Here is a 12,613-nt window from a genome sequence, read left to right on the forward strand (position 1 = left end):
AACCAGGCTCCTGATATCGGGTTCCCGGCAACCGCATACCTTCCTCGTCGATGGCGAACTCGACAAAATATTGCCATACAACGCAAGAGCAAGGCGCGCTGTTCAGTGCGCCGGTGTGCGCCGGCCCAGCGCGTCCAGCAGGGCAGCCACGATGGGGGCCGCGTGCTCGCCGCCGGTGGCCTCGGAGCGGCTGACGAAGGTGGCGAAAGCAAGCCGGTGCCGCTGTCCCGGCATGCTGCCCGGCTCCAGCCAGCCGGTGAACCAGACCGTGGCCAGCTCGCGGCCATCGGCGTCGCGCTCGCCGGTCGGGGCGGTGCCGGTCTTGCCGTACAAGCCGGGCCGCAGGGGGGTGAACCGGACGTCCCTGAACGCGCCCGCGCCGGTGCCTCGTTCAATCACGCCCTTCATGCCAGCGCGGATACGGTCAAGCCGTACGCCCAGCGGCTGCCCGGGCGCAGCGCTTGCGGCATGGCCGTCCAGTTCCGCCAGCAGATGCGGGACGATGGTCGTCCCCTGCCCGACTGCGCCGGCAGCCACCGCCATCTGCAGCGGCGTGGCCTGCATGCGCAATCCGATCGCCATCTGGCGCAGCTCGTGGCGCGAGCGGACCGGGTCGATGCCGGCGGGGGTGGCCTGCAGCGCGTCCCAGTCGGACCAGCGGTAGCCAGCGGGCAGGAGGCCGCCGTCCAGGCGCATCGCTTGCCCGAAGCCGAGGCGCCATGCCATGTCGAGGATCGGCCGCACGGCACGCAGCGCACTTGGGTCGAGTGCCTGCAGGTCGGGCAGGCCCCCTTCCGGCTTGCCCAACAGCGTGCGGTCGCTCAGCTCCGCGCTCCAGGCGAACCAGGTGTTCAGGCTGTAGGTGAGCGCCTGTTCCAGGCCAAGCTGCCCGTCCTGCGCGCGCCGCGACAGGCCCTGGTCGCGGAAATTGGTGATGTGCGCACGCGCGGTTTGCGCGGGATAGGTGGCCGCAGCGGTGCGAAACGCGAATCCTTTCGCGCGCGCCAATGCGTCCAGTGAGTCCAGCGGCAGCCCGCCCAGCACCGCGTCGAGCCGGGCATCGCGCTGCGCGGCCAGTTCCAGCCCGAGTGCGCTGACGATCTTGAAGGTCGAACCGGGGCTGCGGTCCCTGCCGCCGTCGTGCTGCAAGGCCGGCAGGCGCAGCGGGCTGGCTGCTGGATCGGCGGCATCGAAGTTTCGCACCTCGTCCCAGTTGGCGGCGTCGACGCTGGCCATGCCCGCGCCTGCGGCCGCCAGGATCTCGCCCGTTTCGGTATCGAGCAGCACCAGGCCCGCCTGCCGTCCCGGTGGGATGGCTTTGCCGCCATGGCAGGCGCGCCCGTCCCACGCACCGCGCCGCATGCCGATGCATTCCAGCGCCGACTGCGCAGCGACCTGCATGCCCAGGTCAAGCGTCAGGCGCGCACTGTGTTCGCCGCTTGCCGCGGGCAAGCGCGCAAGCATGCCGGCGATGCTGTTCACGTGTCCCGGCCGAATGCCGAGGAGCGGGGCCAAGCCTGCCTGCACGGCGAGGGCCGAGGGCTCGCCGCCCGTCCACAGCGCCACGCCGTTGCGGTCGGCCAGCGTCACGTTGGCACTGGCCTCGTGCACAGGTGCCTGGGCCGGCGGCAGCGCGCGCCATGCGAGCTGTCCATCGACGACATCGAGATGCCGGTAACGCGCCTCGGCGAGTCCGGCCGCGTCGATCGGGGAAGCGAGCAGCGTGACGATACGCGCACCCGGCTCGAGGTCCAGCACCATTTTTTGCACCGAGTCGGCAGCCGGGCACGCGCGGCCAGTGCAGGCGTCCTGGCGGGAACGCACGCTGGCTCCGCGCACGCTGACGATGCGGCCGGCCAGCATGAGTTCCAGCGTCTGGCCGGCGCTGGCGGCTGCCGGCAGCGCAAGCGCGAGCTCGTTGCGTTCCGCCGCCTCGGCCACCCTGCTCCACGGGCCCCAACCCTCGGGCAACCGGTCGAACAGGCGGGCGGCTGATGGTGGCAACGATGCGTTGGTGGTCAGCGGCGCGCCGCTGGCCGTTGCGAGCCAGCGCGCGCCGTCGGGCAGCGCCCGCGCGCGCCACGCGAGCAGGCGACGCTCGCTGTTGAACACGCGGACCTGCTCGCGCAGGTAGTCGCCGTCCGCGCGGTGGTATAGATGGTCGAGCAGGCGGCGGGCGTCGCTGTCCAGCGGCGGCCCGTCCCATTGCGCGGCGCCGGCAATGCGCGCCTGCGCTGGCAACGCTCGCCACGCGGCCAGGTCGGGCGGCGCCAGCTCGGCCAGCCCGTCCGGCCGCAGCCGCAACAAGCCGTGTTCACGCAGCTCGGCAAACAGTGTGCCGTCCTCCACGGTGGGCACGGGGCTGTTCGGCACGCTGTAGCGCCCGGGCGGCAGCTTGGCCATGACCGCCGGGCCGTTGAACGGCAACACAGTGACGAGCGCGCTGGCCGCGGGCTGCGCCGCCGCGCGGTAACGCTGCAGCACCAGTTCACCTGCTTGCGGACAGGCGGCATTCTTGCGGCGGTAGAGGTGGAGGGCGTCCTGCTCGCCGAGCAGCAGCCAGCCCTGCTGGCGGAACGTGGCGTTACCCTGGGCCGCCGCTCCGTCATCGCCGACCCAGCGCGCGCTGCCCTCCCAACTCAGCGTCAACGGGCCGGTGCGCGCATCGCCCCCGCCAATCTCGATATGCGGCAGCCCATCGCCCAGCACGATGTTGCGCAGGGTGGCGGGGCGCCCTGCTGCCTCGTTGCGTGCGGCAAGCGCGGCCGCCTCATTGAACGACAGCCCGATCCGCAGCGGCAGCAGGCGCGGGTGTGCAGGGTCGAGCACCTGGGTGCACAGGTCGATGCGCAGCGGTTCCTGTGCCTGCATCCCGGTGGCGACCAGCAGCATGGCGCCATCGTTCTGCCCGGCGACGATGCCCACCTTGTCCGGCACAGTAAAACTCACACCAGCCAGCACCGTGCGCAATGATGCCAGCGCGGCCGGCGCCTGCTCGCGCTGCGCGACCGTCCACAGCAGCCGGGCATGAAAGGCGATCACCGCGGCGCCCGCCAGCATGAGCAGCACGCCCGCAAGTGCCGCCCAGCCCAGCGGGCCGGGGAGCATGCTGGTCCGCCGCACAACCTGCCGCGACCGCGCGGCCGTGCGCAAGTTGCGCGCGCGCCGCCACGCGGTGCGGTTGGCAGCCAGCACATCCAGTACGGTCGCGATCATCCCCCGCGCCCCTCCACCTCTTGCCGCCCACGCAGCCGTCGGGAACGCTTAGCGGGGGGCACGTAAAAACACGGCCCCGGCCCGGATTTTCTGCAGCTTATCCCGCGTTTTCTGCGGCTCGTCGCAAGTCGCTGGAGATGCAAGGGGCGCTTGGATACAGTGCTCACATCGAAACCACACACGCAAGGAGAAACAACATGAACCTCATCAAACACATGGAAGCCGTTTTCGTCGCCGCCCTCGCCTTCGCCGGCTCGCTGAGCTACGTTGTCGAGACGCTGCCGCAAGCCCAGGCCCACGTCGCCGCCCCGGCTGCAAACAGCGCCGCTGCCGCCTCGATGCCCGTCGTGATCGTGTCCGCCAAGCGCATGACCGAAGCTGAAAAACGTGCGTCGCTGCAGGCCGAACGCGCCGGGAGCAAGGCTTGATCCGTCGCGGCTGCCGGCGCGTGCCGCGCTAGTTCCATAGCTGCGCGCCGGCCGTCGTTCCACCCGCCTTGCCATCTTCATATTTGCGGCGCTTGTGCCGCCTTCTGTATCAGTTGTAAGTACCTTTTTCAAAGCGCCCCGCCGCGGGCCGCGGTTGCTATAGTGGGTTCATCCGTCATGGATTTTGGAGACCACTCATGAAACGCAGCCTTTCCCTTGCCATCCTGCTCGCGCTCGGCACTGCCGCGTACGCACCGCTGCCGTCGATGGCGCAGACCAGCTACAGCGTCGTCATCGGCTCGGCCCCGCCGGCGCCAATGTACGAGGCGATTCCCGCCCCGCGCCGCGGCTACGTGTGGGCACCCGGCCACTGGGAGTGGCGCGGCCACCGCCACGAGTGGGTCACCGGCTACTGGATCGCCGAGCGCCCGGGCTACGTGTACAACGCGCCGCAGTGGTACCGCCGCGATGGCGGCTGGTACATGGAGCCGGCGCGCTGGACGCCCTACGGTCCCGACCGCGACCGCGACGGCATCCCCGACCGCTTCGAAGCGCGCGGCAACGGCCACGATCGCTGGGACCGCGACCGTTGGGAGCGCGAACGCTGGGAACGCGAGCGCTGGGAACGCCGGCACGAGCGCGACCGCTGGGACCGTGACCACGACGGCGTACCGAACCGCTACGACCGTGCGCCGAACGACTGGCGTTACAACTGACGCAATCCGGTAGGGTGGGCGGGTTTCCCGCCCACGCGTCCAACCGGAGGTCGCATGGCCGCTGCGCCTTGGCCTGGCTATTCCCCGTTACCTGAACGCGTGGGCAGGAAACCTGCCCACCCTGCGCGTCATTTTCCCGGTGCCTGAGCCAGCGATCGGGTATGCTCCCGGTATGAACGATTTACTCAGTTTGCAGCAGGCGGCCTTCAAGCGCGAACATAGCGCAAGCCGCAAGCTGGCCGAGCGCACCGGCATGCCCCTCGACCAGGCATTGCGCGCCACGCTGGAAGAACAAGCCGGCCCCGCCGGGCTGGCGCAACTGCTGGCCCAACGTGCGGCACTGGCAAAGGCCGCGCAGGAGCGGCTGGCGCGACGCAAGGCCGAGCGCAAGTCCGCCCTGGCGCAGCACAAATTGCGGCACAGCGCACCGCCAACCGCGTGGCGCGCATGGTTCGACGGTTCCGCGCGGCCCAACCCTGGCGCCTGCGGCATCGGCGCCCTGCTCCACGGCCCGGATGGCGAGGTAATCGAAATCTCGCGCAAGGCCGGTTACGGCAACAGCAGCGAGGCGGAATACCAGGCCCTGATCGCACTGCTGGAAGCGGCGGTGCGCCTCGGTTCGCACGGCCTGACGATCTACGGCGACAGCCAGGTGGTGGTGGACGACGTCAACGGCCCGGAGCACGCGGCCGCCGTGGCGCTGCTGCCGTACCGGCGCACTGTCCATGCGCTGCTGGCCCAGCTGCGCGACGTGACGCTGCGCTGGATCCCGCGCCACAAGAACACGGCGGCCGATGCGCTTTCGCAGCGCGCAACCTCGATCACTGGGGCGGCGGCATGAGCGTGCCCGACACCGACCTGGCCACCTGGCAGCCGCGTTTGGCGGCGCTTGCTGCAGCCGCCGCGGGTAGCGATGGCGCCCACGACGCCAGCCACCTGGCGCGCGTCTGGCGCAACGCGCAAGCGCTGCTGCCGGACCATCCCGAGGCCAATGCGCTGGTGGTGATGGCTGCCTGCCACCTGCACGACCTGGTCAACCTGCCCAAGGACCACCCGGAACGCGCCCAGGCATCGCGCCGCTCGGCGCGGTTGGCGCACCACCAGCTCGGCTGGATGGGTTTTCCGGCCGACCTGCTCGACGCAGTCGCCCACGCGATCGAGGCGCACAGCTTTTCGGCCAACATTGCGGCGCAAACCATCGAAGCGAAGATCGTGCAGGACGCCGACCGGCTCGACGCGCTCGGCGCGGTGGGCCTGGCGCGCGTGCTCTACGTCGGCGGGCAGCTCGGCCGCCCGCTGGCCCATCCGGACGATCCGCTCGCCCTGCACCGTCCGCTCGACGACGCCACCTACACCCTCGACCATTTCGTGGCCAAGCTGGCGCGGCTGCCATCGATGATGCAAACCGAGTCCGGCCGCAAGCTGGCCGAAGATCGTGTCAAGCTGCTGATGGATTTTCGCGCCACCTTTGCGCAAGAATGGGTCGGAGGCCCACCGGGAGAGTGAAAAAAACTTGCCCCGATGTTAAGATAATCGTTTGCGCTTGTGATTTCTACACCGGGACAACATGACCACCACCACAGCAACCCAACAAGCCTCCAAGGGCAACCTGAATTTCGTGCTGGTGTCGGTGTTCATCGACATGCTCGGCATCGGCCTGATCGTTCCCGTGCTGCCCATCCTGGTCGGCCAGTTCGTGAGCGGGCGCGAAGAGCAGGCCCTGTGGTATGGGGTGATGGCGATGGTGTTCGGGCTGATGCAGTTCATCTTCATGCCCATGCTCGGTGCGGTCAGCGACCGCATTGGCCGCCGCCCGGTGCTGATGTACTCGATGACCGGCATGTGCATCAACTTCCTCGCCACCGCGTGGGCGCCCAACCTGGCGTGCCTGTTCATCGGCCGCGTCATCGGCGGCATGTCCTCGGCGAGCATGTCGGTGGCATCGGCCTACGCGTCGGACATCTCCGGCCCGGAGAACCGTGCCAAGAGCTTCGGCAAGGTCGGCGCCGCGTTCGGCCTGGGCTTCCTGTTCGGTCCCATGCTGGGGGGCTTGCTCGGCAACGTCAGCCTGCACCTGCCGTTCTACTTCGCGGCGGCGCTGTCGGCGGCCAACCTCGTGTATGGCTACTTCATGGTGCCGGAATCGCTGCCGCCGGGCCAGCGCTCGCCGGTGGACTTCAGCCGCATCAACCCGCTGGGCGCGCTGGCGCGGCTGGCGGCACGGCGCGACATTCGCGGCCTGGTGGTCGTGTACACGCTGGTCACCTTTGCCGGCGTGATGCTGCAATCGACCTGGGTGCTATACACCACCTTCCGCTTCGGCTGGGGGCCGCGCGACAACGGCATCGCCATGTTCTGCGTGGGCCTGGCCGCGGTGGTGGTGCAGGCCGGCCTGCTGTCGGTGCTGATGCGCCGCTTTGGCGAGGTGCGCCTGTCGATGCTGGGGCTCGGCTCGGGCGCGATCGCCTACCTGCTCTACGGCCTGGTCACCCAGGGCTGGCTGATGTACGTGGTCATCCTGTGCAACCTGCTCGCATTTGCCGCCGGCCCGGCGCTGCAAGCCATCGTGTCCAAGACCACGGCGTCGAGCCAGCAGGGTGAGCTGATGGGCTCCCTGCAGTCGGTGGGCAGCCTGGGCGTGATCATCATGCCGCTGGTGGGCACCGCCATCATCGGCGCGGTCAGCCACCTGCCGCCACACGATTGGCGCGCCGGCGCCAGCTTCTACCTGTGCGCGGGCATGCAAGTGCTGGCGATCCTGGTCGCGCGCCGCTACTTCGCCGGCCACCACGAGAGCGCATGAACCCTGCAAGCGGCCATGTCCCGGGGCTGGTGATGGCCGCGGTGCTCTGCGCCGCGCTGATGCATGCGAGCTGGAACGCGCTGGTCAAATCGCAATCCGATACTTTTCTCGCCACCGTCGTGGTGACCGCCGGCGGCGGCCTGGTCGGCGCGCTCGCCCTGCCCTTCCTGGTCGCGCCGGCGCAGGCTAGCTGGCCCTTCATCGCGGCGTCGAGCGTGGTGCAGGTGGTGTACTACGCGCTGCTGGTGGAAACCTACCGCGGCGGCGAGATGAGCCACGCCTATCCGCTCATGCGCGGCAGCGCGCCACTGCTGGTGGCGGTGGTGGATGGCCCGCTCACAGGCGAGCGGCTCGACACCGTGCAGTGGCTGGCGGTGGGCCTGATCTGCGGCGGCATTTTGGCACTTTACGCCACCGCGCGCGCAACCTCGGCCAGCGCGCGGCGCACCACCGTGTTCGCGCTGCTGACGGCCTGCGTGATCGCCTCGTACACCATGATCGACGGCGCCGGCGTGCGCCGCTCCGGCGCGCCGGCGGCGTACACGATCTGGATCTTTTTGCTGACCGGGCTGGGCGTGCTGCTGTGGGCCGTGGTCAGGCGCGGCCGTGACCTGCTGCCGTTCGCCCGCGCCAATGGGCAGCTGGTGCTGTTCGGCGGCGTGACCACCGTCGGCTCGTACGGCATTGCGCTGTGGGCGATGACGCTGGCGCCGGTTGCGGCGATTGCCGCGCTGCGCGAAACCTCGATCCTGTTTGCGACAGCGATCGCGGCGCTGGTGCTGGGCGAGCGCGTCGGCCCCGCCCGCCTGTCGGCGGTGGCCCTGGTGGCCTGCGGGGCGATCGCGATGCGGCTGGGTTAGAACTTCATCTCGAGCGTGGCGCGGGCGATCATCTTGCCCGGATAGATCGAGGTGCGCGTCACCGAGCCGGTGGTGTCGGCGTAGCTGCCCGAGTTGATGAAATCCTGGCGCAGCACGTTGGACAATGCCAGGCGCAGCTGGTATTGCGGGTTGAACTTCCACAGCGCATACATGTCCAGGTCGCGGCGCACGCTCTGGTAGGCCATCTGGTTGACCGTAATGCGCACCGGGCCGCCGTTCTTGAAGGCGTAGCTCGCGCCCGTCGTCAGTTGGCCGGCCTTGTAATCGATGCCGAAGGTGGCCGACAGCGGGGTCTGCTGGTCGAGGCGGTTGTTCGGGCCCGGCACCGAGTCGACGGTGGACCAGTTGCGGCTCACGCTCGCGCGCAGGTCGATGGCCGGCGCGGCGGCGAACAGGGTCTTGAGCGGGAACTTCGATTCCAGCTCCAGGCCATAGGTGCGCGCGTCGCCGTAGTTGAACGGCATGCCAACCCAGCGCCCATCCTTGAACACCACCATCTGGCGCGTGAAGTCCTTGATTTGCCGCGACGAGACGCTGGCCGACAGCATGCCGCCGCCTTCCCAGAAGTGCTCGTACGAGGCGTCGATGCCGCGCGCCAGCTCCGGCTTCAGGTTCGGGTTACCCATGAAGTCAGGTTCGGTCGAGCTGTTGTTCAACGACAGGAAGCGGTGCGGGATCAGGCTTTGCACGTCCGGCGACTTGTAGGTGCGGGTCAGGGCCAGGCGCACCTGGTCGGCCTTGGTGCCGGGCAGCTTGTACAGGGTCTGCATCAGCGGGCTCCACACCGACGAGCGCGCGTGCGCGGTGTCGAAGGTGTTGCCCTCCACGCGGGTCTGGATGCCTTCCCAGCGCACGCCCATGTACATCGACCAGCGCGGCGTGACGTTCCACTCGTCCTGCACAAAGCCGGCCAGGCGTGCCACGCGGCCGTTGTAGTGTTCGTCGAGGATGAAGCCGGGCGCGGCGCCGATCGGCAGGTCGTTCTGGTAACGCGCGTCGCTGCGGTTGTGGAAGCCCATGTCCCAGCCCAGCGCGAGCGTGTGGTTCTCGACCAGCGGGTTGGTGTACTTGCCGGTCGAGCTCAGGTCGCGGTCGGTGCCGTGCGAGTAGATGTCGCTGTCGAGCGTGGGCGTGCCGCGATCGAAAGCCATGCGGTGCGTGTCGTTGCGCAGCGCGCCGACCGCCGTGCCCAGCTTGAAGTCGAGTTTCGAGCCCGATTCCAGCTTGTGGGTCCAGTTCACGTCGGTGCGGAAGAACCGGTTGGTGTTGGTCATCCACATGCCCTGGTGCGGGAACTGCGGCGCGCTGCCGAGCAGCGTGCTCACGTCGCTGTACTGGTCCATCGCGAACCGGTTCGCGTTCAGGAAGGTCTGCCAGGTCACGGTGTCGCCGTTCGCCAGGTTCCAGTTGATGCGCGGCGTGATGTTGATGGCGTCGAAGTGGGTGCCCGCGTTCGAAGCCGTCTCGCGCAGCAGCACTTCGCGCCCGGCAGCGTCGTAGCCCTCTTCCAGCGCCGGCGAATCGCGCCCGGCCTCCTGGTGGATGACGTTGGCCGCGAGCGACCATGACATCTTGCCGGCCTTGTCCGACAGCTGCAGGTTGGCGGTGGGGTTGGTGAAGTCGGGACCGCGGCCGTAGCCGAGCTTGAGCTCGCGCTGCGCGGTCTTGATGGCCTTCTTGAGCACGATGTTGATCGTGCCCGCAATCGACTGGGTGGAGAATTCGGCGGTCGCCGCGCGCAGCACTTCGATCCGCTCGATCACGTCGGGCGCCAGCGAATCGATCGAAAAGCCGGCCGGCGCGCGCTCGCCATTGATCAGGATCTGCGTGTAGCCGCTGCCCAGCCCGCGCATGCGGATCTCGCCGCCGCGGCCGTTGGCGCCGCTGACGGTCACGCCCGGCACGCGCTTGAGCACGTCGAGCACGCTGGTGTCGCCGTGCTTGACGATCTCCTCGTGGTTGACCACGATCTTCGAGGCCGTGTCGTCACGGCGCGGATCGTAGGCCTCGGCGCTGCCGCGCACTTCCACCTGCTGCATCTTCGACTCCGCAGCCTTCTGTTCGGTCCCGCCTTTCGGCTGGCTTTCCTGCGCGTGCGCAGCGAAGCTGGCGACAACCGCCGCCGCAACCAGGGTAAGCCGCAACGGCTTGGCATCTACATGCATATGTCTAATGAAATCAATGATTTAGGAATTGCGGTATTGTCCACTAAATACGCCCTCGCGGATTGATGGGCCGGGACTATTTTTGATATGTATGGCATGGTCCCGGCCCGGCTTGTCGTCAGAATTTCATCTCGAGCGTGGCGCGTGCGAGCATGTGGCCGGGGTAGGTGGTCGTGCGCGTCACCAGGCCGCCCGGCTCCATGAAGGCGGTCGCGCCGACCCCGTCCTGGCGCAGCACGTTCGACAGCGCCACCCGCAGCTGGACCTTCGGGTCGAACTTCCACAGCGCGTACAGGTCCAGGTCGCGGCGCACCGACTGGTACGCGGTCTGCTGCTCCGAGACCCGCACCGGCCCGCCGGTGCGCAGCGCGAAGCTGGCCCCGGCGGTGAGCGGGCCGGCCTTGTAATCGATGCCCAGCGTGGCCGACAGCGGGTTCTGCTGGTCGAGCCGGTTGTTCGGGCCCGGCACCGCATCCACGCGCGACCAGTTGCGCGTGACACTCGCGCGCAGGTCGATCGCCGGCGCGCCCGCCATCAGCACCTTGAGCGGCAGCTTCGCTTCCGCCTCCAGCGAGTGCGTCTCGGCCGAACCGCCGTTGGACGGCAGCTGCACCCAGCGGTCGCCATCGAGGATGATCACGTTGCGCGTGAAGTCCTGGATATTGCGGCGCGACGCGCTCAGCGAGAGCAGGCCGCCCTCGGCGAAATAGTGTTCGTACGAGGCGTCAAAGCCCAGCGCCAGTTCCGGCTTGAGGTTCGGGTTGCCCATCACGTCCGGCTCGGTCGCACTGTTGTTGACCGAGACGAAGCGGCGCGGCGGCAGGCTCAGGAGGTCGGGGGCTTTGTAGGTGCGGGTGACGGCAAAGCGCAACTGGTCCTTGGCGCCGGGGAGCTTGTACAGCGTCTGCAGCAAGGGGCTCAGGACCGACGAATTGGTGTGCACGGTGTCAAAGCCGCTGCCCGAGGTGGTGACGCGCACGCCCTCCCAGCGCATGCCCAGGTACAGCGACCAGCGCGGCGTGATGTTCCACTCGTCCTGCACGTAGGTCGCCACGCGGGCCGACTGGCTCACAAAGCGCTCGTCACTGGCGAACCCGCCGTAGCCGGCGATCGGATAATCTTCCTGGATGCGGTGCTCGTTGTGGCGGCCGTAGCCCACGTCCCAGCCGATGCCCAGCGAATGGCCGTTGCCGAGCGGGTTGGTGTACTTGCCGGTCGAGGACAGGTTGTAGTCGTGGCCACGGTTGTCGGTAATACTGTCCAACACCTGCACACCCTCACGGTATCCGTAGCGGTGCTGCTCGCTGTAGCCGCCGCCGACCCAGCCCCCAAGCTTCACGTCCAGCTTGGCGCCGGATGCGAGCTCGTGGGTCCAGTTCAGGTCCGAGCGCAGCATCTCGAAGCCGTTGTGCATCGGCGTGTGCACGTACGGCACCGGCACGTTCGCCCCGACCTGGGCGGTGGTGCTCGAATCGAGGTCGATGCGCACGCGATTCACGTTCACGAAGCTCTGCCAGGTCAGCTGGTCGCCGTTGGCCAGCTTCCAGTTCAGGCGCGGTGCCGAATTGAGCGTCGAGATGTGGTTGGTGTTGACGAAGTCGGTGCTGCGCAGTGCGATGGTGTTCCCGGCCAGGTCGTAGTCGTGCTCGATTGCCGGGGCCGGCCGCTCGGCATCCTGGTAGGAGACATTGAGCGGGAACGACCATGAAAAACCATCGGCGCGGTCGGCCAGTTGCAGGTTCACGGTCGGGTTGGTCACGCCGGCGCCGCGGCCCAGCCCCACCTTGATCTCGCGCTGCGCCCTGCTGACTGCCTTCTTGAGCACGATGTTGATGGTGCCCGCCACCGACTGCGTCGAAAATTCGGCGCTGGCCGCGCGCAGCACCTCGATGCGCTCGATCGTGTCGGGCGCGAGCGAATCCATTGAAAACCCGGCCGGCGCGCGCTCGCCGTTGATCAGGACCTGGGTATAGCCGTTGCCCAGGCCGCGCATGCGGATCTCGCCGCCGCGGCCGGGCGAGCCGCTCACGGTCACGCCCGGCACGCGCTTGAGCACATCGGTCACGCTGGTGTCGCCGTACTTGACGATCTCCTCATGCGTGATCACGACCTTGCTGGCCGTGTCGTCGCGGCGCGGGTCGTAGGCATCGGCGGCGCCGCGCACCTCGACCTTCTGCATGGTGGTGTCCTCGCTCTTCGCGCTCGTGGTCTTCGGTTGGGTTTCCTGTGCCTGCGCGGCCAGGGCCGTGGCAAGCGAGGCGGCAATGATGGTCAGGCGCAGCGGCGCGCCGCATGCATACATGGCATGGTGGTACACAGTGATCTCTCCAGTCAGCGTTCGTTTTTAGGATATGCATAACTGGGCTGGCGTTGCGGAAAACCGATTCCCGGTCCGGCACAGCAG

9 protein-coding genes are annotated in these 12,613 nt (G+C 68.4%); 6 read left to right on the forward strand and 3 right to left on the reverse strand.

Annotated features, from left to right (window positions below):
- Nucleotides 1-102: 102 nt before the first annotated feature.
- Nucleotides 103-3,216: a penicillin-binding transpeptidase domain-containing protein gene (locus NX774_RS08325; protein WP_258821711.1), complete on the reverse strand. Its 3,114-nt coding sequence runs from the start codon at nt 3,214-3,216 to the stop codon at nt 103-105.
- A 197-nt stretch (nt 3,217-3,413) separates the two neighbouring features.
- Between NX774_RS08325 and NX774_RS08330 the strand changes: the two genes are divergently transcribed.
- The 6 genes from NX774_RS08330 (at nt 3,414) to NX774_RS08355 (ending at nt 8,023) form a co-directional block, all read left to right on the forward strand.
- Nucleotides 3,414-3,644, forward strand: coding sequence for a hypothetical protein (locus tag NX774_RS08330; protein WP_258821712.1), 231 nt, complete (start codon nt 3,414-3,416; stop codon nt 3,642-3,644).
- A gap of 197 nt (nt 3,645-3,841) precedes the next feature.
- The gene (locus NX774_RS08335) at nt 3,842-4,360 is read left to right on the forward strand and encodes a YXWGXW repeat-containing protein (RefSeq protein WP_258821713.1); all 519 of its coding nucleotides are present in this window, start codon (nt 3,842-3,844) and stop codon (nt 4,358-4,360) included.
- Nucleotides 4,361-4,532: 172 nt separating this feature from the next.
- A complete protein-coding gene (locus tag NX774_RS08340; RefSeq protein ID WP_258821714.1) occupies nt 4,533-5,201 on the forward strand; it encodes a ribonuclease HI family protein in 669 nt (222 codons plus the stop codon).
- Nucleotides 5,198-5,866, forward strand: coding sequence for an HD domain-containing protein (locus NX774_RS08345; protein WP_258821715.1), 669 nt, complete (start codon nt 5,198-5,200; stop codon nt 5,864-5,866). The genes NX774_RS08340 and NX774_RS08345 overlap by 4 nt, the downstream gene beginning before the upstream one ends.
- A gap of 61 nt (nt 5,867-5,927) precedes the next feature.
- Nucleotides 5,928-7,163 carry an MFS transporter gene (locus NX774_RS08350; protein WP_258821716.1) on the forward strand — a complete coding sequence of 412 codons (1,236 nt, stop codon included), beginning with the start codon at nt 5,928-5,930 and terminating at the stop codon, nt 7,161-7,163.
- On the forward strand, nt 7,160-8,023 hold the full coding sequence (locus tag NX774_RS08355) for an EamA family transporter (protein WP_258821717.1): 864 nt from the start codon (nt 7,160-7,162) through the stop codon (nt 8,021-8,023). Before NX774_RS08350 ends, NX774_RS08355 begins: the two co-directional genes overlap by 4 nt.
- Here NX774_RS08355 and NX774_RS08360 read toward each other — a convergent pair.
- Nucleotides 8,020-10,209 (reverse strand): TonB-dependent receptor plug domain-containing protein, encoded by a 2,190-nt coding sequence (locus tag NX774_RS08360; RefSeq protein WP_258821718.1) that lies wholly within the window; start codon nt 10,207-10,209, stop codon nt 8,020-8,022. The genes NX774_RS08355 and NX774_RS08360 overlap by 4 nt on opposite strands.
- Nucleotides 10,210-10,327: 118 nt before the next feature.
- A complete protein-coding gene (locus NX774_RS08365; RefSeq protein WP_258821719.1) occupies nt 10,328-12,526 on the reverse strand; it encodes a TonB-dependent receptor plug domain-containing protein in 2,199 nt (732 codons plus the stop codon).
- Nucleotides 12,527-12,613: the final 87 nt, after the last annotated feature.

Source organism: Massilia agilis (assembly GCF_024756255.1).
Lineage (GTDB): Bacteria > Pseudomonadota > Gammaproteobacteria > Burkholderiales > Burkholderiaceae_D > Telluria > Telluria agilis.

Excerpts from the sequence above, each read along its gene's own strand:
- NX774_RS08325 (WP_258821711.1), bottom strand. The coding sequence starts at position 3,216 with ATGATCGCGACCGTACTGGATGTGCTGGCTGCCAACCGCACCGCGTGG.
- NX774_RS08330 (WP_258821712.1), top strand. The coding sequence starts at position 3,414 with ATGAACCTCATCAAACACATGGAAGCCGTTTTCGTCGCCGCCCTCGCC.
- NX774_RS08335 (WP_258821713.1), top strand. The coding sequence starts at position 3,842 with ATGAAACGCAGCCTTTCCCTTGCCATCCTGCTCGCGCTCGGCACTGCC.
- NX774_RS08340 (WP_258821714.1), top strand. The coding sequence starts at position 4,533 with ATGAACGATTTACTCAGTTTGCAGCAGGCGGCCTTCAAGCGCGAACAT.
- NX774_RS08345 (WP_258821715.1), top strand. The coding sequence starts at position 5,198 with ATGAGCGTGCCCGACACCGACCTGGCCACCTGGCAGCCGCGTTTGGCG.
- NX774_RS08350 (WP_258821716.1), top strand. The coding sequence starts at position 5,928 with ATGACCACCACCACAGCAACCCAACAAGCCTCCAAGGGCAACCTGAAT.
- NX774_RS08355 (WP_258821717.1), top strand. The coding sequence starts at position 7,160 with ATGAACCCTGCAAGCGGCCATGTCCCGGGGCTGGTGATGGCCGCGGTG.
- NX774_RS08360 (WP_258821718.1), bottom strand. The coding sequence starts at position 10,209 with ATGCATGTAGATGCCAAGCCGTTGCGGCTTACCCTGGTTGCGGCGGCG.